The following is a 19,621-nucleotide window of genomic DNA, read 5'->3' on the forward strand; positions in this document are numbered from 1 at the left end:
ATGGCGACCGATGCCCTGACCGACGCGGCCGACGCGCTGTACGCGCTCGTGCCGGAGGAGTTCACGGCGGCGCGCAACGCCCGCGCGGCGGAGGCGAAGGCGTCGGACCGGGATCTGGCCAAGCGCATCTCGGCGTTGAAGCGGCCGTCGCCCGCGGCGTGGATCGTGAACCGCCTCGCGCGTGAGCACGCCGACGACGTGGGCGACCTCGTGGGGCTCGGCGGAGAGCTCGCCGACGCGCAGGGCTCGGGCGACGGCCGCGCGCTCACGGCGCTCGTCGCCGAGCGGCGGCGAGCGGTCGCGGGGCTCCTTCGTCAGGCGACCGAGCTCGCGGAGGCTGCGGACCGGAGTCCGTCGCGCGCGGTGCTCGACGAGGTCGAGCAGACCCTCGTGGCGGCGACGGTGTCGGCCGAGGCGGGTGCGGCGGTGCTGACCGGCCGGCTGGTGCGGTCGCTGCAGGCCGTCGGGTCGGAGGTGGACGTGTCGGGCGCCGTGGCGGGGAAAGTCCCTGACGCGCCGCGCGCGTCGGTCGGGGCCGGCGACGCGGAAGGGGACGCGCCAGCTGCCGAGTCCGCGCCCGAGGAGGACGCCGACCTCGCCGGCGACCGCGCCGAGGCCGAACGGGCCGAGGCCGAACGGGCCGAGGCCGAGCGCGCCGCCGCGCGCGAGCGAGCCCGCGCCGAGGCGGATGCCGCGCGGGAGCGCGCCGAGACCGCCGAGCGCGAACTCGACGAGGCGGCAGACGCGCTCGACGCCGCCGACGAGCGCGTGGCCGCGCTGCGTGCCGAGCGAGACGAGCTCGAGGAGCGGCTCGACCGGCTGCGCGACGAGCTCGCCGAGGCCGAGCGCGAGGCTCGGGCCGCCACCCGGGCGCGCGAAGCCGCCGCGCACGCCGCCGACCGCGCGAGTGCCGACCTCGACGCAGCGGAGGCGGCCGCGGGCGCCGCCGAGCGACCGCGCTGATCGACACCGCTGCACCGGCCGGGCCCGGGCCCACGAATCGCCCGGCCGCGCGCCCGCACTGCCATCCGTCGCCCGCTGTCAAGCCCCGAGACCGGTCGGATCGCTCGCGCTAGCCTCCCCGGAAGGGGGAGCCGATGACCGAACGCGTCGACACCGAGACCACGCTCGAGCGGGAGTGGCCGCCGGGCGTGAAGGCCGCGGTGCTCGTCGTCGCCGGCGCGTCGGCGCTCGTGCACGTGTCGGGCATCTGGTTCACCCTGCCGGTCTCGATGGCCGCGCTGGTCCTCGCCGAGATCGCGGCGCCCGAGCTCGGGACCCGCACGCGCCGCTGGCTGGCGGCGCTCGCGATCCTCGGCCTCGTGCTCGCGACGGGGCGGATCCTCACGACCCTCTAGCGTCGTCGTGCGGCGAGCCAGTCCGGCAGGTCCGCGATGGAGTCGAGCACCGCATCGGGACGGACCTCGCCGTCGAGGTCGGCGGGGGAGAACTTGCCGGTGCGCACCAGCACCCCGGTGAGCCCGGCCCGCTGCGCCCCGTCGACGTCGCTGCGGATGTCGTCGCCGACCATCACGACGTCGCTCGGGTCCACGCCGAGCGCGGCGACGGCGGCACCGTAGAACGCCGGGTCCGGCTTGCCGAGCACGACCGCCTCGCGTCCCGAGGCGTGCTCGAGGGCGCGCACGAACGCACCCACGTCGAGCCGCAGCCCGTCGGGCGCGCGCCAGTACCGGGTGAGTCCGAGTGCGACGAGCGGCACGTGCGGGTCGGCCATGAGCAGCCGGAACGCCCGGTTCAGCGTGGCGAATTCCCACCCCTCGCCGAGGTCGCCCACGACCACGGCGCCCGCACCCTCGTCGGCGGATGGCGCAAGCGGCTCGAGGCCGGCGAATTCGGTCGCCGTGGCATCCGGCACGAAGAGCGCCGGACGCTCGATGCCCTCGCGGCGCAGCCACGCGGCGGCGGCGACCGCGGGGGTGAGGATGCGCTCGGCGTCGGCGCCGACCCCCAGCCGTGCGAGGCTCGCGACGATGGCGCTGCGGGGACGGGACGTCGTATTGGTGAGGTAGCAGTACGGCACGCCCTCGGCGTCGAGGCGGGCCACCGCCTCGGGAGCGCCCGCGATCGCCTCGTCGCCGACGTAGACCACGCCGTCGAGATCGAGCAGCACACCGGTCATGAGCCCATCATGCTCGCTCAGAGGCCGGTACTGCTCAGCACCTCGCTCGCGGCGATCTTCATGGTGCCGCCCTCGTCGACGAGGCGGTAGGCCGTGACCTCGCGCACGACCCGCCCGTCGGCGAACGTGTACGTCAGCGTCGCCTGCGCCTCGCCCGGTGCGGTCGCGACGACGTCGGCGATGGCGACGTCGGTGATGTCGCCCCAGAACGCCTGGTAGGCGTCGCGGCCGCCCACGTGGTTCACCTGGTAGTCGGCGGTCATGAGGGTCCACGCGGTGTCGAGGTCGCCGGGCATCAGCGCGTAGTAGTCCTGCAGCGCGTCGACCGTCCGCTGCTCCTCGCTCGGGGGCGGCGGTTCGGCCGTCTCGGGGGCGGGCTCGGGCTCGGGGGTCTCGGCCGGGGCCGGCGGCTCCGCTTCATCGGTCTCGGCGGGTGGCTCGGACGTCGCCGCGGGCTCCGTCTCGGGTGGCGCGGCGGTCTCGCCGTCCTGCTGCAGGCCGGTGAGCAGCAGGATGGTGCCGATCGTCAGCAGCGCGGCGGTGACCAGCGCCCCGATCAGGATCACCGTGCGTCCCGGGCGGCGACCGGACGGACGGTCGGCGGCGGCCGGCTCCGCGGGCGGGGCAGCGGCAGCGGGGGTGTCGGCCATCCACGGGAAGAGCGGTTCGGCCAGGCGGTCCGGACGCGCGACGGCCGGTTCGGCGTCCTGCGCGGCGTCGGCGGCCCCCTGGCCGGGCTCGCCGGGCTCGCCGCGCTCCCCGGACTCGTCGAGCGACTCGGTGGCGGCGGTGGCGCCGAGGACGCGCGTGTCGACGTCGTCCGCAGCGGCGGCGGTTCCGGCGGCGGCCGCGGCCCCTCCGGCGCCGGCGCCGGCGAGCGGAACCGTCGGCACGGCGGGCTCGTCGCGATCCGCCGGCTCCGCGGCATCCGTCGCCAGCTGCTGGGTTAGGTCGCTGAGCCGCTGGGCGACCACGGACATTCTGGGACGCTGCTTCGGATCGGGCGCCAGCATCTCGCGCAGCACCGGCTCGAGCGGTCCGGCGTGCTCGGCGACCGGGACGTCGCCCTGTGCGACACGGTGCAGCAGGGCGATCGCGTTCTGGTCGGTGCCGAACGGCGGACCGCCCTCGAGCATCGCATAGAGCGTCGACCCGAGCGAGAACACGTCGGAGGCGAAGCTGGACGGTTCGCCTCGCGCCACCTCGGGTGCCAGGTAGGCGGGCGTGCCGTGCACGAGCCCGGTCGCGGTGATCGTGGTGTCGCCGAGCGCCTGCGCGATGCCGAAGTCGCTGATCAGCGCCGACCCGTCCTCGCGGATCAGGATGTTGCCCGGCTTCACGTCGCGGTGCACGATGCGCCGGCGGTGCGCGGCGGCGAGTGCCGACCCGATCTCGGCGCCGACGCGCGCGGTCTGCTGCGGCGTGAAGGTGCCGTGCTCCTGCAGCAGCGCCGACAGCGGCGTCGACTCGATGAGCTGCATGATGATGCACGGCTGACCCTCGTGCTCGACGACGTCGAACACCGGCACGGCATGCGGATGGTGCAGGCCGGCGCTGATCCGCGCCTCGCGCATGGCCCGCTTGGTGGTGACCTCGCGTTCCTCGTCGGTCAGCTCCGGCTGGGTGCGCAGCAGCTTCAGGGCGACCGTGCGCTCGAGGCGCTCGTCCCACGCGTGCCAGACGACGCCCATGCCGCCGCTGCCGATCAGCTGCACGAGGCGATAGCGGTCGGCGACCAGGGCGGGAGGCGTGTTCATCGAGGTCTTCCTTGCGGCACCACGCCGACGGTACCGCCGTCGGCGGTGCGGTCTCGCGGGCTTGCGGCGACGGAGCCGGTGTGGGAAGGTCCGCCCGCAGGGCGGCGCAGGGCGGCGCTGAGCCGCGCTGAGCGGCGCTGGACAGTGCCGGGCGGTAGCCTCGCGGCATGACGAGCCGTGCGCCGCGGGTGCGCGACATCCGGATGCCGAAGGCGCTGCACGACGTGTTCGGCGAGGTGCAGTCGCCCGTCGAGCTCGCGCTCGTGGTCGTCGGCGGGCTCGCGCTCGCCGCGGTCGTGTGCCTCGCCGGGGTCGAGTCGCTCGCCGGCGTCGCGTGGTGGCGTGCCGCGATCGCGGTGCTGCTCGTGGCCGACATCTGCTGCGGCGCCGTGGCGAACTTCACGCGCGGTACCGACCGGTACTACGCCGAGCGGCCCCGAAACCGGTGGATGTTCATCGCCGTGCACTGGCACCTGGTGGTCATCGCGCTCGCCCTGGGCGAGGGGTTCTGGTTCGCGCTCGCCGTCACGGCGTACACGCTCGTGGGGGCGTCGGCCGTGAACCTGCTGCACGCGTCGCGGATACAGCAGCCGGTCGGCGGTCTCGTGCTCGCATTCGGCCTGGCCGGCGTGGTGATCTGGGCGATGACGGATGTCGCGCCGCTCCTGCTGCTCGTCGCCGCGGCCCTGTTCCTGCTCAAGGTGGCGTACGCGTTCGCCGTCACGCACCATCCCGCCGGCATGGAGGATCCGCTCCGCTGAGCGCGGTCCGGCGGCCCCGGTGTGGATAACTTCGGGGGCTCATCGCCGCGGCTCTCCAAGATGGAGCGCATGTCCGATCCCGTGCGCACCATCGCCGAGCGGGTGCGCGGTCGGGTGCTGCGCGAGGGCGTCGACCTCGCACGAGACGAGGGACTCGCCTCGCGCTACGTCGCAGAGGAGGTGCAGCGCTACTCCGAGCGTGCGCTCGCCGGCGCCCATGCCCCGCTCGTCGACGAGCGCGACGCGGCACGCGAGGTCGTGGCATCCATCACCGGCTACGGGCCGTTGCAGCCGTTCTTCGACGACCCGACCGTCGAGGAGATCTGGATCAACTCACAGGAGGGCCGTTCTGGCCCGGAATCACGCGGAACTGGCCGCGGCGTTCGTCAGAAATTCGTCAACAGCTCCGAGCGAGGCGTCGAGCATGCCCTGCGCGGCCGCTCGGGTGCGGTCGTCGGCTTTCGGCCACAGGTGGGTGTAGATCCGTAGCGTCGTCGTCGCGGAAGCGTGCCCCAGGGCGTGCTGGACGGTTGCGACGTCGCAGCCCGCGGCGATCAGCCCGGAGGCGTAGAAGTGCCGGAGGTCGTGCAGGTGGTACCCGCCGCTGGTGACCTTGTCGCGCGCGGTCGTCCAGGCGTGGTGCACGGTTGAGGGTGCAGCCGGCCCGCCGCTCTCCGAGGCGAAGAGGAAGGCGCCCGGAGCGCCCTGCAGGCCGTGGAGGGCCACATGCGCGCCGAGGAGCGTGAGGAGGCCGTCAGCGGCCGCGACGACGCGCTCTGACCCGTACTTCGGGAGGCGTATCTCGAGCGTGCTCCCGCGCGTCTTCTGCGCCTGCCGGCGGATCGCGATCGTGCGCTTCATGAAGTCGATGTCGCCGACCTGCAGCGCGGACGCCTCGCCGAGACGGAGGCCGGCGAACGCGCAGACGGCGAACAGGGCGCGCTGGTGCGGCGCCGCGGCCGCGAGGATGCCGCGGACCTCGTCGGGCGTCGGGATCTTCATCGCCTGAGCGGCCTTGCGGGTCTGGGGGAGGCGAACGCCGAGTGTCGGGTCGGTGGCGATCTTCCGGTCGACGATCGCGGCGCGGAAGACCGTACGGGCGTTGATGAGCCGCGTCTTGATCGTCTGCGGCGCGAGGCCCTGCCGGATGCCTCCGGCCGCGTCGGTGCCGCGGTCTTGCGTCTGCATCGCCTTGACCCAGAGCTCCACGTGCGATCGACGGATCTGTCGCAGCGGGACGTCGGCGAACGTGACCGAGCGCGCGGTGAGGTCCATCGCGCGGCGGGTACCGTGCGTCCAGATCTGCCGCTCCGACCACTCGGCGTAGTAGCTCGCGAACGTGGTGCGGCCGTCGCGCGGGTTCACGAACGTGCCGGTGACCTTCGCCGCGATCTGCTCCTGCAGCCACTGCTCGACCAAGGCTTTCCGCTCGTGGGTGCGCGTGATCTGCTTCCCGCCAGGGACCGGTCGGAATTGAGCCTGCCAGCGGCCGCTCGGCAGCTTCCGGACGCTAGCCATCGGAGCCCTCCTCGGTGGACAGTGGCCACAGGACGCCGCGATCGCGAGCGAGCTTCACCCAGTAGGTGGCGGTGCGGTGAGTGATGCCGAGCCGCTCGGCGACCGTCTTCGTCGGCGGGTCGAAGCGCACGTGCGCGATCGTGTAGAGCCTCGCGACCCAGAGCAGCGTGTAGTCGGTTGGTCCGTGCCGGGCGATGTCGGCGAGCTCCTGGTCGCTCGTGTTCAGCACGCCGCCGGCGTCGAGGGAGACCGCGAGGTCGATGCCGAGCTGCAGCAGCCGCTGGACCGGGAGGCGGCGCAGTGATTCGCTCGTGATGGCCCCGCCTTCTGGGCGCTGGAACGCCTCGAGGCGCTTCACTTCGTACCGGAGCTCCCATACCGAGAACTCGGCGTCGATGTCGACGTCATGCTCGACGGCGGGATCGTCGCGGACCTCGATGCGAAGCTCTCTCGGCACGGAGACATCCGGGTCGACTCTGCAGCGACCCGCCGTCGTTACCTCGGAGACCTCAACTGGCATGAGGCGAGCGTACATCGATTGTTTGGTTGTGTCACGTGTTGACACAGCGAACAATCCATGGCAACGTGCTGTTGTCGGGCCGCGTCAGGGCTCAACACGACGAAGGGAAGTCCATCATGGGGAAGCTGTTGAAGCTCTCGGAGGCCGCGCAGGCCATGAACGTGCCGGAGAACACGCTGCGCTACTGGATCGCGCAGGGGACCGGGCCGGCCTCGTTCAAGCTGGGCCGCCGGCGCATGTTCCGCGAGGAGGACGTCGCCGCGTACGTCGACGCCCAGATCGCGAAGGACGCCGCCGAGAAGGCGAGTGCGTGATGGGCGTCGGCGCCGGCGAGGCCCGGCTGACGCTGGAGGCAGGCTCGAGTCGCCTCACGACGACGGTCCGTGTCGCGCGCGGGCCCGTCTCGGCGACGAGCATGCGCGACGCGCTGCCGAAGGCCGTGGAGTCGCTGGAGCGCCAGCTCGCACGCATCGAGCAGCGCGAACATGAAGGAGGAGCACGGTGACCAGGAAGATCAGCCGCCCGGAGTGGGCGGTCATTGCTGACGAGCACGTCGAGAAGAGCGACCCGACCACGGGTCACGTGAGCTTCGACGGCGAGAAGCGCACCGCCAACGGCGTGCACGCGTTCGCGTCGCTGTTCCAGTCGTACGAGGGCGGGGAGCCGACTGCGCCGCGGAGGATGGTGATCGTCGGCGACGAGAGCGGGCAGGAGCTCGAGGTGCCGCTGGCGGATGCCGTGGGGCTCGCCGCGGTGATCCTGGAGGCCGTCGAGGAGCTGCTCAGCGACCCGTCGATCGAGAAGTGACGGCGGCAAGGAAAGACCCCGCCAGCGGTGCAACGCGTAGCGGGGCCGAAGGACCGAACACCCAGAACAGGAGAACGATCGTGAACAAGACTACCAGCGCCCACCCGCCGAGCATCGGGGTCACCCCTGAGCCGAGCCCGCTCGACATTGCGCGGCGAGTGATTGACGAGGGCGTGAGCATCGCGGAGGCGTACCGTGCTCTCGCGGGCTGAGGCGATCGCCCTAGCCGCGGACATCCTCCTCGATGAGGCCGAGCGGATCCTTCGCGAGGAGGAGGAGGGTGGCCGTGTCTGATGTCGAACTCGGCATTGAAGTGGGCCTGGGGAGTGCCGGCCGAGCACCCGACCCTGAGCCCGGGGGCGTGCCACGTGCTGCTCGCCCTGGCGGACCGGTTCAACGACCGGAAGGGGTTCGCGTGGCCGGACTACGCGGACATTCAGCGCCGAACGAACCTGAGCAGCGCGTCGATCAAGCGGAAGCTCGCCGAGCTCGAGGAGTCGGGCCTGATCGAGCGCCAGCCGAGGCTCGACCCGTCCGGGAGGAAGGTCGGCACACTGTTCCTGCTGCTCCGGCCTGCCGAGGAAGCCGAGGAGGTCCAGGAGGTCGCGCCGGCATTCGAGCCGGAGTCGCCGCGCGAGGTCGAGAAGCGGTTGAGTCGGGAGGAGGGCGAACTCGCCCGTCTCGGGCTGGGGCGCGAGTGGCTCGGGGCTGCACCGGACATCGCGCACAAGCTCTCCCTGAAGGGGGTTCCGGCGACCGAGTTCTGGGAGCGGAAGGACGAGCCGGGATGGCTGTGGGCGGCCCTGTCGAGCAGGGCTGCGGAAGGGTCAGCCTGACCATTCTGCGGAAGGGTCATCCTGCACGCCCAATGGCTCAGGCTGACCATTCCATTCCTCTTGTTGAAGAACTCTTAGAACTCTTACGCGCGCGAGCGCGCGGGATGTCGATGAGAGATGGAGTGGTCTCGGATTCGGTGAGTCGGCCGGGTGCCGTTCTTGAGGTGGTGGGGAGGGGCTTGTGACCAGACGGAAGCGAGCGCCGAGGACGCTCGAGGAGGCCCTGGTGCGCATCTGGCAGGCGTCCCGGGAGGCGGAGGCCTACCGGCAGCGGCTGCGCGAGGAGGAGTCCCGGTCGGCCGAGTACGCGGCGCAGGTCGTGGAGCTGCAGGGGATGCTGATCGACCAGGAGCTCGGGGCCGCCGGCGTCGACCCGACGCAGGTACCGGCGCAGGTCCGCGAGGGCTTCGTCGACGCGAGCTCGGGCCGCATCGCCTGGGAGCAGATCCGCGCGGAGGTGGCACGACACGCCGCGGCCGCCGCCGCCGATGTCGGAGGGCGGTCCTAGAGTGTTCTCAGCGCGATTGAGAGCCGGAACGGCTCGCTCTAACGCGCAAGATCCCCGAGGGGTCACCGCGAACTGGCTTCGGCCCGCGGCAAGTCGAATCTCGACGCAACCCTCGGAGGATCATCATGACGTTCACCCGACACGGCCGGGACCGCGCGGTTCGCGCGCAGGCGGGCAAGGACCGCGGCTCTGCGTCCGCGTTGTTCGTCGCGCTGTGCGACCGACTCGGGATCGACCCCGATTCCGGCCCGACGCTGGGATCGATCTACTCGGCGCTCGACGCGAAGCTCGCGAAGCCGGCCGCCCGCCAGACTCCCACCGGCCGCCCGGCGCCGATCGGCACGGCGTCGTCGGACGAGGCCCTGTACGCGGCGGCGTGGGGCACGAACAGTCCGGCCGCGTGGGGCACGAACAGTCCGGCCGCGCTCGATGCGGATGACGAAGCGCTGGCCGCGAAGGCCGGCTGGACCGACACGAAGGGGGCCTAGCCCATGGTCGACTACCTGCCCAAGTTCAACCCCGGTGCGGCCGCCACGTTCACCGCCGCAGCGGACGTCATCGGCGGCCGCCTGGTCGCCGCGGTCGGTGACCGGCTCGTCGAGCACACCGGCGCGGATGACTCCCGCGCGATCGGCGTCGCCGGCAACGACGCAGCGGAGGGTGAGCTGGTGGTCGTGTTCACCCGCGCGGGCGGCGTCCACGGTCTGATCCCGGCCGGCACGATCCTCCCGGGCGACAAGGTCACGTCCGCGGCCGACGGCCAGGTCGCCGCGCTCGGCGCCGGCTCGTTCCCCATCGGCCTCGCACTGACCGGGTCATCCCCGACCGTGGCCACCGTCGACGTCCTGTTCGTCTAGGAGGTCGGCGACATGAATAGCTACCTTTTCGGCGGCGGCCAGCGGTATCAGGTGATCCGGCACGGCGTGAGCGTGAAGCGGCTCGACGGCCGGTTCGTCGACGTCGCCCGCGGCGCTCTCGTGCCCACCGATGCGAACCCCAACCACATCGAGCACCTGCTCGCAAACAAGCTCATCGAGCCCGTCTCGACGAAGGAGAAGTAGATGGCCAAGCGGATCACCCTCTCGCCGGGCGCCCTGCACCTGATGAAGGGGCAGCTCGAACTCAACGACATCCCCGTGCCGTCCGCGATCACGCGTGGCCTCGAGCTGCTGCAGATCGCGACCGAGCACGACACTCCGCCGACCGGGTCGGTGCTGAAGTTGACCGACGCGCAGGCTCGCGCCCGCGTGGACACGCTCGCGGCGCGGTCGCACTTCTGGACGCTCGGCCCGGGCGGCGGCCGCGGCCTCGGCGCCGCTGTGCAGGAGTTCCAGGGCCAGGTCCTCCGAGAGGTCCATGAGGCGGTGCGGCCCGATCTTGACCGGATCGTCGAGGACCTCCGCCCCAAGTTCGCCGAGCTCGCTGAGCCGCTCGTCGTCGCGGCGCAGGAGTTCCGGTTCACGTCGCGGACGTCGTCCGATCAGGTCATCGACCGGGCCGACGAGAACGCGAGCACGGCATGGCGCGCCACGCGCGACGCGCTGGCCGCGATCGCCCCGATCGTGCAGCTCCGGAAGGCGATCAGCGAGACGTTCGACGTGAGCCCCACCCGGGACGAGTTCGACGGCCCGATCCCGACCATGGGCGGCGCCGGCCAGGTCGTCGACTACTCGGTGTGCTTCGCCGAGGGCGACAACTGGTCCACCACGGGCCGCTACTACCTCCACGAGCGCATCGACGGCGCGATCGACTGGCTCGCGCTCGCAGCCGGCGGCCTCCGCCTCAACACGCCCACCGAGGTGCACGAGAAGCTGATCGCGGCCGGCGTCGTCTCGAGGCCGTTCACCTTCTAGCTCATGACCTCGACCCGAGCCGCCCGTCCAGCGTCGTTCTCCACGCCTGGGGCCGGCACGAGTCGATCAGGGAATGCCGACGCTTGGGCGGGGTCGGCACCCGACACAGCGCAACGGGGATCGGTCCCTCGCTCCGGCAACGGGGTGAGTGCCCTAAGCGCACGAGGGGCTCGCGGCGGACGACGCGAGCCCCTCTCCCATTCTCACGAGTGCCGAGGAGGCGACCATGGCCCTGAGGGCTGCTGAGCTCGAGATTCTGTTCACCGCGGACACGACGGATGTCGCGAAGGCGGAGAAGACGGTCAAGTCGGCGGGCGAGCGGCTCGAGAAGAAGCCGATCAAGACGAAGGTCGACGCGGACGCGAAGGATGCTCTGGAGAGCATGGATCGCGTCGAGGAGTCGGCGAAGCGGATCGTCTCGGCGAAGACGATCGCCACGGTCGACGCGAACATCGAGCGCGCCGAGAAGTCCTTCATGCGGGTCTACGAGCGCCTCGACTATCTCAAGTCCGTGGAGACCGAGCTCGACGTCTCCGCCGACATCCGCCGGGCCGAGGCGAACCTCTCCAAGGTGCAGCGGAACCTCGACGGGCTCCGCTCCGCGCGCGCCGTGATGGAGGTCGACGCGAACACTGCGCCGGCCGAGGACGCCCTGGCGGGTGCGAAGGACATCGCGGGCGACGCTGGCGAGGATGCCGGCGAGGAGTTCGGCGCGAACATCGTGGCGGCGCTGGCGACGATCCCGATCGCTGGGGCGATCGTTGGTGTCGGCGCTGCAGCCGCGAGCGCGCTCATCGACGCGTTCAACGACGGGCTGGCTCAGGAGGCTCGGTACGACCGGTTGCAGGCGCTCACGGGCATCTCCGAGGCGGACGCGCTGCGACTGGGGCGCGCGGCCGGGGAGGCCTACGCCTCGAACTTCGGCGAGTCGATCGAGTCCAACATGGACACCGCCCGCCTGGCGCTGCAGTTCGACCTCATCGACGCGGACACGTCGACCCGGTCGGCGCAGCGCGTCGTCGAGAGTCTCGCCGGCATCGCGGACGTGCTCGGCGAGGACGTCCGCCCGGTCGCTGCGGCTGTCACGCAGCTGCTCCGCACCGGTCTGGCGAAGTCGGCCGACGAGGCGTTCGACATCATCGCTGCTGGCGCCCGCAACGGTGTGAACGTGTCGGAGGACATGCTCGACACGTTCACCGAGTACCCGGCGCTGTTCGCCCGCCTCGGCCTGTCTGGCGCGGAAGCGCTCGGCCTGATCAACCAGGGACTCGACGCCGGCGCGCGTAACAGCGACCTCGCGGCGGACGCGTTGAAGGAATTCCAGATCCGCGCGAGCGACGGGACAGCCGCGGAGGGCTTCCAGATCCTCGGGATGAACGCCGAGGCCGCGATGCAGACGATCGCGGAGGGCGGGCCCGGCGCCCGCGACGCCCTCGAGGAGGTGCTCACGAAGCTGGGCGGCATGGAGGCCGGCGCCGACCGCACACGGGCGGCCGTCGCGCTCTTCGGCACGCAGGCGGAAGACCTCGGCGAGGCGCTGTTCGCGATGGATCTGTCGACTGCGGTCGAGCAGCTCAACGGTGTGGAGGGCGCCGCGCGGGCCATGTTCGACACGCTCGCCGGCAACGACGCCGCGAAGGTCGAGCAGGCGAAGCGGAACATCGAGGTCGCCGCGGAGGGAATCCAGGGCGCGCTCGCGTCGGCGTTCTCCGAGCCGCTCGGAGACTTCGCCGACTGGGTCTCGGAGAACCGCGGACCGCTGCTGCAGTTCTTCGCGGACCTGGTGAACGGCGCGATCGACTTCGGCATCTCGGTTGTCGAGTCCGCCGCGTCCGGCACTGAGGCGTTCGGCGAGTTCGTGTCCGGCCCGCTCGCGACCGTCGTCGACGGCATCGGGCGCGCCATGGCGATCCTGAATCCGCAGGGCGGTGGCGAGATGATCGGTATCGCCGAGCAGATGCGGGGCTTCAAGGACGAGACCGCGGAGGCCGCCGGAGCGATCCGGGAGAACCTGATCCCGGGACTCGAGGGGACCCGCGACAAGTTCAACGGCTTCATGGACGGCGCGATCGCGGTGGGCTACCTCAACGACGCGTCGGTGCGGCTCGCCGGCGCGCTCGGCCAGGTCGGTGTCGACGCTGAGGGGGCGCTCCTCGCGCTCGACGGCATCAACCTCGCGAACCTGTCCGCGTCGGACTCGGGGCGTCAGCTCGAGGAGCAGATCCGCAACGCGGTGATCGCCCTGCAGGACGAGCAGGTCGCTGCGTCGGCGTCGGGCGAATCGCAGGAGGAGCTCGCGGAGCGGTACCGGGCCGGCACGGAGGCGCTCGTCGGGCAGCTCACGCAGATGGGCCTGACGAAGGAGCAGGCGCAGGCGCTGATCGACACGGTCCTGCAGACCCCGACCGACGCGAAGACGGAGTACAGCTCCAACGCCGACGCGGAGAAGGGGAAGGTGCAGTCCCTCGCCGACCGGATCACGACCCTGCCCGATGGGACCGTGGTGATCACGGCCGACACGCAGCCGGCGATTCGCAAGGTCGACGGGTTCATCCGCGACTACTCCGGCCGCGTCGTGCAGCTCTACGTCGACGCGTCCGGCCGGCCGATCAACGTCGGCATGCAGGCCAACGGCTCGGTGCTCGAGTTCATGGCGCAGGGCGGCCTCCGCGGGCTGACGCCGATGCAGCCCATCGCGCAAATGGTCCCCGCGAACACGTGGCGCGTCGTCGGCGACCGCGGCGACGTCGCGGAGGCCTACATCCCGCTCGACGGCTCCGCGCGGTCCATGGCGATCCTGTTCGAGGCGATGCGCCGTATGGGCGTCGTGCTGCCGATGGCGGACGGCGGCCTCACGAGCGGCGCCCGGGCGATGCCGGCGCCGGCCTTCCCGCCGATCGCGCTGCAGCTGCTCCGCGAGATCCGCGACCGGGTCGGCATCAGCCTCCCGATCGATCCCATCCAGGGCGCGCTGGGCGCGTCGAACGTGTGGGACTCCACGACCGGGAGAGCCTGACAACATGACCAGCGAGCAGCAGCCCCAGCCCGAGCGAGGACGCCCCACCAAGCGGATCGCGCTGAGCCTCCCGTCCGGTGTGGTCCACATCAGCACTCTCGGCACCGAACCGCCGAACTACGCGGAGGTCATCGTCATGATGAGCGCCCGCCGGATGCGCTTCACGCCCGCCGAGGCGTGGGCCCTCGCAGGCGGACTCATCGCCACAGCGCTGGAGGCCAACGGCGGCATCAGGCCCGGTCCCTGGTTCGACGACCTCCCGGCGCCCGAGTGACCAAACCGTCAGAAAATCCAGCAACCCCGATGGAGGCGGACAACCCCTCGGAGGCGTCGTCCTCCCTCCCCGGGCTTCGAGTTCTTCACCACTGTCGAGGAGGTTGTGATGGCTGGTAGGAAGCACCTGATCGAGGTGAATCGGCAGGTCGCGGCGGCCGGTTTGGACGAGCGGGGCCGGCATGCGGCGTTGATCGGTCTGGCCCGGAATCTCGCGCGTCGTCTGGATGCGCAGGGGGCTGAGAGCGCCCCTCTGACGCTGCTGAAGGAGTATCAGTCGGTGCTCGCGCGGCTGGTGCGTGCTGAGGCTGCTGAGGCGCCCGCGAAACCGGGTCGAAACGCGGGCGAGGATCACCGTCTGGAGCGGCCGGAGAACGTGCTGGAGCTGTTCCTGCGGAGGCATCGGGTGCGGCCTCAGGATCGGGTTCCGATGACGGACGAGGAGCGGGCACAACTCGAGTTGGACTACGTGGAAGCGGTCGAGCGGAACCTGCGTCGGCGAGGATCAGGGTAGGCCCTGACCCGGACCCCCGGCTGCGGTCCTACGCTCGGTGGCTCCAACCTCAACCAGAAGGAGCGACCGATGCGCGTCCCGGCCTACCACTCAACCAACCCGAGCGACCCTGACGTCTACCACGACCACAGCGACTGTCCCACGGGCCAGCAGATCCCCGCACGCAACCGTGCGAGCGGCACCGGCCGCAATCGGCGCTGCGAGCAGTGCACGCGCATGGGCTGATTTTGACCCGAACGTGTCGGACCTCAGATCTAGACTCATCGGCGCCTCGTCCGGGGCATTGATGAGAGGGGGCCAGTATGGGGCTCAGACTGCAGTATGGGGAGCACAAGATCACGGTGGACTCGGAGGTCGACCCGAAGGATCTGAGGGGCGGCGTGGCGATGGCCGCGGGCGGTGACGGGTGGCTCCAGGTGCCGACGAAGAACGGCATCGTGAAGTGGATCTTCGTGACGCCGGGCGTGCCCATCCTGGTGGAGGAGTTCGACGAGCCCGCCGGGCGGTCGGCGGTGGTGTTCTGATGCCGGCGCCGATCCCGACGCCGTGCGAGGAGTGCGGCGGGAAGCTCTCGCACGACCCGCGGTTCCAGCTCGACACGAATGCCTCGTGCAACGACTGCAACCACCGGATGCGCGTCTGATTCGTCAGCCGTTCGTCAGCATGGTCACTAATCGCCACTGGTGACCAACGATCGAGGGGGTCGGCTTCCGCGGAATCTCGCGGGAGTCGGCCTCTTCCGTCGTCTGCCGTTGCCACGTCGGGAGTTCTGGATCAACTCGCCGACCCGCGTGTTCGTCGCCCGGGCCGGCGTGCCCGAGCTGACGACGGTCGTGCTGTCCGACCGCGAGGTGCGCGACCTCGTCGAACGGATGCTGCAGCACTCCGGGCGCCGCGTCGACCTGTCATCGCCGTTCGTCGACGCGTCCCTGCCCGACGGCTCCCGGCTGCACGTCGCCATCCCCGATGTGACGCGCGCGCACTGGGCGGTGAACATCCGCAAGTTCCAGCAGCGCATCCGCTCGCTGGGTCAGCTCGTCGAACTCGGGTCGCTCACGCGTCCCGCTGCCGAGTTCCTGCGGATGAGCGTGCTCGCCGGCGCGAACATCCTGGTCTCCGGCGCCACGCACACGGGCAAGACCACGATGGTCAACGCCCTCATGTCGGGCGCTCGAGCCGGGGAACGCGTCGTCACGGTCGAGGAGACCTTCGAGCTCGACCTCGACGTGCGCGACCTCGTCGCGATGCAGTGCCGGCAGCCGAACCTCGAGGGCACCGGCGAGATCACCCTCCGCCGTCTCATCAAGGAGGCCCTCCGCATGCGACCGGACCGGCTCATCGTCGGCGAGGTGCGCGAGGCCGAGAGCCTCGACCTGCTCATCGCCCTGAACTCCGGGGTGCCCGGCATGTGCACGATCCACGCCAACTCGGCGCGCGACGCCCTCGCCAAACTGTGCACGCTGCCGCTGCTCGCGGGCCGCAACATCGACTCCGCCTTCGTCGTTCCGACGGTGGCGACCTGCGTCGACCTGGTCGTCCACCTCACCATCGATCGCCGCGGTCATCGCCGGGTCGCGTCGATCGAAGCGACCACCGGCGCGACCACCGGCGCCGGCGTCGACGCCGAGCCGATCTTCCGGCTCGATCCGCATTCGCACGCCCTCGTCGCGACCGGCCTCCGCCCGGCCCGCCTCGAGAAGTACGCCGCCGCGGGCTTCGATCCCGCGGTGGTCCTCGACGCCGGCGAGGTCGCGGCGTGAGCGTCATGCTCGGTGCGACGCTCGGCGTCGGCCTGCTCCTCGTGGTCTCGCCGCTGTTGTGGCCCTCTCCTCGCGGCGGCGAGGCCACCCCTCCGACACGTCGGCGTTCGGCGCTGGCCGACGAACTCGCGCTCGCCGGCGTCCCCGGTGCGCCCATCCCGGCCGTGCTCGCCGTCACCCTCGTGCTCGCCGTCGTGGGCGCCGCCGTCGGCCAGGCCGCTTCGGCGTGACGGTGCTCGCCGTGGTCGGCGGCGTCCTCGGCCTCCTGCTGCTTCCGGTCGTGATCCGCGCCCGCGCGAACCGGCGCCGCATCCGCAATCGGGCGATCTGGCCCGACGTCGTCGATCACCTCGTCGCCAGCGTGCGCGCCGGGATGTCGCTTCCCGACAGCATCGGCGCGCTGGGCGACCTCGGCCCGGCGGCGACGCGGGCGGCCTTCGCCTCGTTCGACGACGAGTTCCGCCGCACCGGGGACTTCGGCGGCGCCGTCGACACGCTCAAGGCGCGACTCGCCGACCCGACCGCCGACCGCATCCTCGAGACCCTCCGCATGGCGCGCGAGGTCGGCGGCACCGACCTCACCGCGGTTCTCCGAGGACTCGCCGTGTACCTGCGCGAGGATGCCGCGGTGCGCGCCGAGGTGAGCGCGCGGCAGTCGTGGATCCGCAACGCCGCCCGGCTCGGCGTGGCGGCTCCGTGGCTCCTCCTGCTCGTACTCGCGAGCCGACCGGAGACGCTGCGCGCCTACGACTCCGCCGCGGGCTCGGCACTCATCCTGTGCGGCGTCGGGGTCACGCTCATCGCGTACCGACTCATGATCGGCCTCGGCCGTCTCCCAGAGGAGCGCCGATGGTTCACCTGAGCGCCGCGCCCGCCGTCTCGGCCGCGCTCGGTGCCGTGCTCGGCCTCGGGCTCTGGCTCGTCGTCGCCTCCGCCCCGCGGCTCGGTCGCCCCCGGCTGGTCGACCGCGTGGCGCCGTACATCACCGACTTCTCGGCCGAGGCCCGCGCGATGCGGGCACGACCCTCCGCCGATCCGGGCAGCGTGCTCGGACTTCTCGTCCTCCCCGCAGCCCGGCGCCTCCGCGGCGTCCTCTCCACGGTCCTCGGCGGCAACGACACGATCGCCAGGCGCCTGCGCCAGGCCGGCTCCACGGCCACGGTCGAGCGCTTCCGGGGTGAACAACTCGCATGGGCGGGTGGGACCTTCGCGCTCGGCGCGGCCCTCGCGCTGTTCGCACCGGCGCTCGTCGCGGCGCCGCCGGTCGTCCGAGCGCTCCTGCCCCTCCTGTTCGGTGCCGCCGGAGCGGTCGCTCGCGACTGGATCCTCCAGCGGGCGGCGCGCCGTCGGCTCAGCCGCATCTCGTCCGAGCTGCCGACCATGCTCGAGTTCCTCACGCTGAGCCTCACCGCCGGCGAGGGCATGCTCGACGCCCTGCGCCGCGTCGCCCGTGCCGGCTCGGGGGAACTGCCCGCCGAGTTCGCCGAGGTCGTCTCCGCGGTGAGCGCCGGGGTCCCGCTGCAGGTCGCGCTGGCCGACCTCCGCGACGGACTCGAGCATCCCGGGCTGGCGCGCGCGCTCGACCAGGCGCTCGGCGCGCTCGACCGGGGTGCGCCGCTCGCTGCGGTGCTCCGCGCGCAGGCCGGCGACGCACGCGCCGAAGCCAAGCGCAGCATCATCGAGCTCGCCGGTCGCAAGGAGATCGCGATGCTCGTGCCGCTCGTGTTCCTCATCCTGCCGGTCACCATCGCCTTCGCGTTGTTCCCCGGCTACCTCGTCCTCCAGGCGGGCTTCTGATGCGCCGCCTCGCCACCCGATCCGCCCACCGCGAAAGGACCCCGCATGATCGAGACGCTCCGTCGACGCCTGACCGACGACCGAGGCGACGTGCCCGGCTGGGTGCTCATCACCCTGATGACGGCCGGACTCGTGATCCTCATCTGGGGCCTCGCCGGGCCGGCGCTCAGCGGGGTGTTCGACCAGGCGATCGGACGCGTCACGGGGTTCTGACGTCCCGCGGGTTCGCCGAGCGGCTCCGCGACGAACGCGGCTCGGCCGTCGCGGAGTTCTCGCTCGTCGGCGTGCTGCTCACCGCGCTCGTGCTCGCGGTGGTGCAGCTCGCCCTCGCCCTGCACGTCCGCAACACCGTGCTGGACGCAGCCGCAGAGGGAGCGCGCTACGCGGCTCTCGCGGGCTCGTCGCCCGCGGCCGGCGTCGAGAGGACCCGGGCGCTCATCGGCGCGGCGATCGCGGCGGACTACGCCGGCGACGTCAGCGCGACGACCACGAACGTCGGCGGCGCGACGGCGATCGCGGTCACGGTCCGCACGACCCTCCCGGTCGTCGGACTCCTCGGACCGGAACGCGCGCTGGAGGTGACGGGCCATGCCCCTGTCGAGACGCTCGGCTGATCCCGATGGGCCCGTATCGCCGGGCTCAGGATTCAACGCCCTGCGACGCCGGCTGCGGCCACGGTTCGCCGCGGACGACGGCTCGGCGTCGCTCGAGTTCCTCACGGTCGGCATGATCCTCCTCGTACCGCTCGTCTACCTCGTGCTCGCGCTTGCGTCGATCCAGGCCGCCGCGCTCGGCGTCGAGGGGGCGGCGAGGCAGGCGGCCCGCATCGCGGTGCTGCAGACGGATGACGGCGGGTCTGCGTCATCCGTCGAGCGCACGGTGCGCGTGGTGCTCGCCGACTACGGGATCGACGCCGCCGCCGCCACCATCGCCGTCGACTGCTCCGCGGCGTGCGACGAGCCGGGCACCCGCATCACGGTCCGCGTGAGCGCCGCAGTCGCGCTCCCGCTCGTGCCGCAGGCGCTCGCCGCGAGCTCCATCGGCACGGTGCAGCTCGACGGGATCGCCACGCACACGGTCTCCCGCTTCACCGGGCCGTCATGACGCGGACGACGCGGACGGCTGGGAGGAGTCGGCTTACTGACGAGGACGGCTCGACCCTCCTGCTCACCATGTTCTACGGCGTCCTCGCGCTCGCCCTCGTGCTCGTGGTCGTCTCCGCGACCTCGCTGTACCTCGAGCGGAAGCGGCTCTTCACCCTCGCCGACGGTGCGGCGCTGGCCGCCGCCGAGTCGTGGCGACTGGAAGACGTGCGGATCGACGGCGACCGCCTGACCTACGAGCTCGACGACGCGCGCGTCCGCGCCGTGGCATCCGGGTATCTCGGCGACGCCGCCCACTCGCTGCGCGGCCTCGAACTGGTCCGAGCGGGCTCCGCGGACGGCCGAAGCGCGACGGTCACCCTCCGCGCCACCTGGCACGCGCCGATCCACTCCGAGTTCACGCCGCTCACGGTGCCGATCGAGGTCACGGCCGACGCCCGCTCGGTCTTCCACTGACC

28 protein-coding genes are annotated in these 19,621 nt (G+C 71.9%); 24 read left to right on the forward strand and 4 right to left on the reverse strand.

Features of this window, described 5'->3' with window-relative positions; genetic code table 11:
* Together RH861_RS07435 and RH861_RS07440 are read left to right on the forward strand one after the other, a co-directional pair.
* On the forward strand, nucleotides 1-963 hold the full coding sequence (locus RH861_RS07435; RefSeq protein WP_310520479.1) for a hypothetical protein: 963 nt from the start codon (nucleotides 1-3) through the stop codon (nucleotides 961-963).
* A 134-nt stretch (nucleotides 964-1,097) separates the two neighbouring features.
* On the forward strand, nucleotides 1,098-1,358 hold the full coding sequence (locus tag RH861_RS07440) for a hypothetical protein (protein ID WP_310520480.1): 261 nt from the start codon (nucleotides 1,098-1,100) through the stop codon (nucleotides 1,356-1,358).
* Here RH861_RS07440 and RH861_RS07445 read toward each other — a convergent pair.
* Together RH861_RS07445 and RH861_RS07450 are read right to left on the reverse strand one after the other, a co-directional pair.
* Nucleotides 1,355-2,140, reverse strand: a complete 786-nt coding sequence (locus RH861_RS07445) for a TIGR01458 family HAD-type hydrolase (RefSeq protein WP_310520481.1) — start codon at nucleotides 2,138-2,140, stop codon at nucleotides 1,355-1,357. The genes RH861_RS07440 and RH861_RS07445 overlap by 4 nt on opposite strands.
* Nucleotides 2,141-2,157: 17 nt before the next feature.
* A complete protein-coding gene (locus RH861_RS07450; RefSeq protein WP_310520482.1) occupies nucleotides 2,158-3,897 on the reverse strand; it encodes a serine/threonine-protein kinase in 1,740 nt (579 codons plus the stop codon).
* A gap of 167 nt (nucleotides 3,898-4,064) precedes the next feature.
* On the opposite strand from RH861_RS07450, the gene RH861_RS07455 reads away from it, so the two are divergent.
* A complete protein-coding gene (locus tag RH861_RS07455) occupies nucleotides 4,065-4,658 on the forward strand; it encodes a hypothetical protein (protein ID WP_310520483.1) in 594 nt (197 codons plus the stop codon).
* Nucleotides 4,659-5,018: 360 nt separating this feature from the next.
* Here RH861_RS07455 and RH861_RS07460 read toward each other — a convergent pair whose 3' ends face one another.
* Together RH861_RS07460 and RH861_RS07465 are read right to left on the reverse strand one after the other, a co-directional pair.
* Nucleotides 5,019-6,077 carry a tyrosine-type recombinase/integrase gene (locus tag RH861_RS07460; protein WP_310520484.1) on the reverse strand — a complete coding sequence of 353 codons (1,059 nt, stop codon included), beginning with the start codon at nucleotides 6,075-6,077 and terminating at the stop codon, nucleotides 5,019-5,021.
* 91 nt (nucleotides 6,078-6,168) lie between these two features.
* Nucleotides 6,169-6,633 (reverse strand): hypothetical protein, encoded by a 465-nt coding sequence (locus tag RH861_RS07465; protein ID WP_310520485.1) that lies wholly within the window; start codon nucleotides 6,631-6,633, stop codon nucleotides 6,169-6,171.
* A gap of 179 nt (nucleotides 6,634-6,812) precedes the next feature.
* Here RH861_RS07465 and RH861_RS07470 point away from each other — a divergent pair, with 179 nt between their 5' ends.
* The 21 genes from RH861_RS07470 (at nucleotide 6,813) to RH861_RS07570 (ending at nucleotide 19,619) form a co-directional block, all read left to right on the forward strand.
* A complete protein-coding gene (locus RH861_RS07470; protein WP_310520486.1) occupies nucleotides 6,813-7,010 on the forward strand; it encodes a helix-turn-helix transcriptional regulator in 198 nt (65 codons plus the stop codon).
* On the forward strand, nucleotides 7,010-7,201 hold the full coding sequence (locus RH861_RS07475) for a hypothetical protein (RefSeq protein WP_310520487.1): 192 nt from the start codon (nucleotides 7,010-7,012) through the stop codon (nucleotides 7,199-7,201). The genes RH861_RS07470 and RH861_RS07475 overlap by 1 nt, the downstream gene beginning before the upstream one ends.
* On the forward strand, nucleotides 7,198-7,503 hold the full coding sequence (locus RH861_RS07480; protein ID WP_310520488.1) for a hypothetical protein: 306 nt from the start codon (nucleotides 7,198-7,200) through the stop codon (nucleotides 7,501-7,503). Before RH861_RS07475 ends, RH861_RS07480 begins: the two co-directional genes overlap by 4 nt.
* 293 nt (nucleotides 7,504-7,796) lie before the next feature.
* On the forward strand, nucleotides 7,797-8,339 hold the full coding sequence (locus RH861_RS07485) for a helix-turn-helix domain-containing protein (protein WP_310520489.1): 543 nt from the start codon (nucleotides 7,797-7,799) through the stop codon (nucleotides 8,337-8,339).
* 181 nt (nucleotides 8,340-8,520) lie between these two features.
* Complete coding sequence (locus RH861_RS07490; protein WP_310520490.1) at nucleotides 8,521-8,847, forward strand: hypothetical protein; 327 nt, start codon at nucleotides 8,521-8,523, stop codon at nucleotides 8,845-8,847.
* Nucleotides 8,848-8,972: 125 nt separating this feature from the next.
* Nucleotides 8,973-9,335 (forward strand): hypothetical protein, encoded by a 363-nt coding sequence (locus RH861_RS07495; RefSeq protein ID WP_310520491.1) that lies wholly within the window; start codon nucleotides 8,973-8,975, stop codon nucleotides 9,333-9,335.
* 3 nt (nucleotides 9,336-9,338) lie between these two features.
* Nucleotides 9,339-9,704 carry a DUF2190 family protein gene (locus tag RH861_RS07500; RefSeq protein WP_310520492.1) on the forward strand — a complete coding sequence of 122 codons (366 nt, stop codon included), beginning with the start codon at nucleotides 9,339-9,341 and terminating at the stop codon, nucleotides 9,702-9,704.
* Nucleotides 9,705-9,716: 12 nt separating this feature from the next.
* The gene (locus RH861_RS07505) at nucleotides 9,717-9,908 is read left to right on the forward strand and encodes a hypothetical protein (protein ID WP_310520493.1); all 192 of its coding nucleotides are present in this window, start codon (nucleotides 9,717-9,719) and stop codon (nucleotides 9,906-9,908) included.
* Entirely contained in the window at nucleotides 9,909-10,700 is a 792-nt protein-coding gene (locus RH861_RS07510; protein WP_310520494.1) for a hypothetical protein, read from the forward strand.
* A 226-nt stretch (nucleotides 10,701-10,926) separates the two neighbouring features.
* Nucleotides 10,927-13,716, forward strand: coding sequence for a phage tail tape measure protein (locus RH861_RS07515; RefSeq protein ID WP_310520495.1), 2,790 nt, complete (start codon nucleotides 10,927-10,929; stop codon nucleotides 13,714-13,716).
* A gap of 4 nt (nucleotides 13,717-13,720) precedes the next feature.
* Nucleotides 13,721-13,990, forward strand: coding sequence for a hypothetical protein (locus tag RH861_RS07520; RefSeq protein WP_310520496.1), 270 nt, complete (start codon nucleotides 13,721-13,723; stop codon nucleotides 13,988-13,990).
* Nucleotides 13,991-14,098: 108 nt separating this feature from the next.
* The gene (locus tag RH861_RS07525) at nucleotides 14,099-14,503 is read left to right on the forward strand and encodes a hypothetical protein (protein ID WP_310520497.1); all 405 of its coding nucleotides are present in this window, start codon (nucleotides 14,099-14,101) and stop codon (nucleotides 14,501-14,503) included.
* A gap of 302 nt (nucleotides 14,504-14,805) precedes the next feature.
* Nucleotides 14,806-15,027 (forward strand): hypothetical protein, encoded by a 222-nt coding sequence (locus tag RH861_RS07530; RefSeq protein WP_310520498.1) that lies wholly within the window; start codon nucleotides 14,806-14,808, stop codon nucleotides 15,025-15,027.
* A 228-nt stretch (nucleotides 15,028-15,255) separates the two neighbouring features.
* Nucleotides 15,256-16,263 carry a TadA family conjugal transfer-associated ATPase gene (locus tag RH861_RS07535; protein ID WP_310520499.1) on the forward strand — a complete coding sequence of 336 codons (1,008 nt, stop codon included), beginning with the start codon at nucleotides 15,256-15,258 and terminating at the stop codon, nucleotides 16,261-16,263.
* A complete protein-coding gene (locus RH861_RS07540) occupies nucleotides 16,260-16,493 on the forward strand; it encodes a hypothetical protein (RefSeq protein WP_310520500.1) in 234 nt (77 codons plus the stop codon). Before RH861_RS07535 ends, RH861_RS07540 begins: the two co-directional genes overlap by 4 nt.
* Complete coding sequence (locus tag RH861_RS07545) at nucleotides 16,490-17,125, forward strand: type II secretion system F family protein (RefSeq protein ID WP_310520501.1); 636 nt, start codon at nucleotides 16,490-16,492, stop codon at nucleotides 17,123-17,125. The genes RH861_RS07540 and RH861_RS07545 overlap by 4 nt, the downstream gene beginning before the upstream one ends.
* The gene (locus tag RH861_RS07550) at nucleotides 17,113-18,060 is read left to right on the forward strand and encodes a type II secretion system F family protein (RefSeq protein WP_310520502.1); all 948 of its coding nucleotides are present in this window, start codon (nucleotides 17,113-17,115) and stop codon (nucleotides 18,058-18,060) included. Before RH861_RS07545 ends, RH861_RS07550 begins: the two co-directional genes overlap by 13 nt.
* Nucleotides 18,061-18,105: 45 nt before the next feature.
* The gene (locus RH861_RS07555) at nucleotides 18,106-18,273 is read left to right on the forward strand and encodes a hypothetical protein (protein ID WP_197467036.1); all 168 of its coding nucleotides are present in this window, start codon (nucleotides 18,106-18,108) and stop codon (nucleotides 18,271-18,273) included.
* Nucleotides 18,270-18,674 (forward strand): TadE/TadG family type IV pilus assembly protein, encoded by a 405-nt coding sequence (locus RH861_RS07560; protein ID WP_310520813.1) that lies wholly within the window; start codon nucleotides 18,270-18,272, stop codon nucleotides 18,672-18,674. The genes RH861_RS07555 and RH861_RS07560 overlap by 4 nt, the downstream gene beginning before the upstream one ends.
* Nucleotides 18,649-19,164 carry a hypothetical protein gene (locus RH861_RS07565; RefSeq protein ID WP_310520503.1) on the forward strand — a complete coding sequence of 172 codons (516 nt, stop codon included), beginning with the start codon at nucleotides 18,649-18,651 and terminating at the stop codon, nucleotides 19,162-19,164. Before RH861_RS07560 ends, RH861_RS07565 begins: the two co-directional genes overlap by 26 nt.
* Nucleotides 19,161-19,619 carry a pilus assembly protein TadG-related protein gene (locus tag RH861_RS07570; protein ID WP_310520504.1) on the forward strand — a complete coding sequence of 153 codons (459 nt, stop codon included), beginning with the start codon at nucleotides 19,161-19,163 and terminating at the stop codon, nucleotides 19,617-19,619. The genes RH861_RS07565 and RH861_RS07570 overlap by 4 nt, the downstream gene beginning before the upstream one ends.
* The last annotated feature ends 2 nt before the right edge of the window (nucleotides 19,620-19,621 follow it).

It is taken from the genome of Agromyces indicus (assembly GCF_031432295.1).
GTDB classification, from domain to species: Bacteria; Actinomycetota; Actinomycetes; order Actinomycetales; family Microbacteriaceae; genus Agromyces; species Agromyces indicus.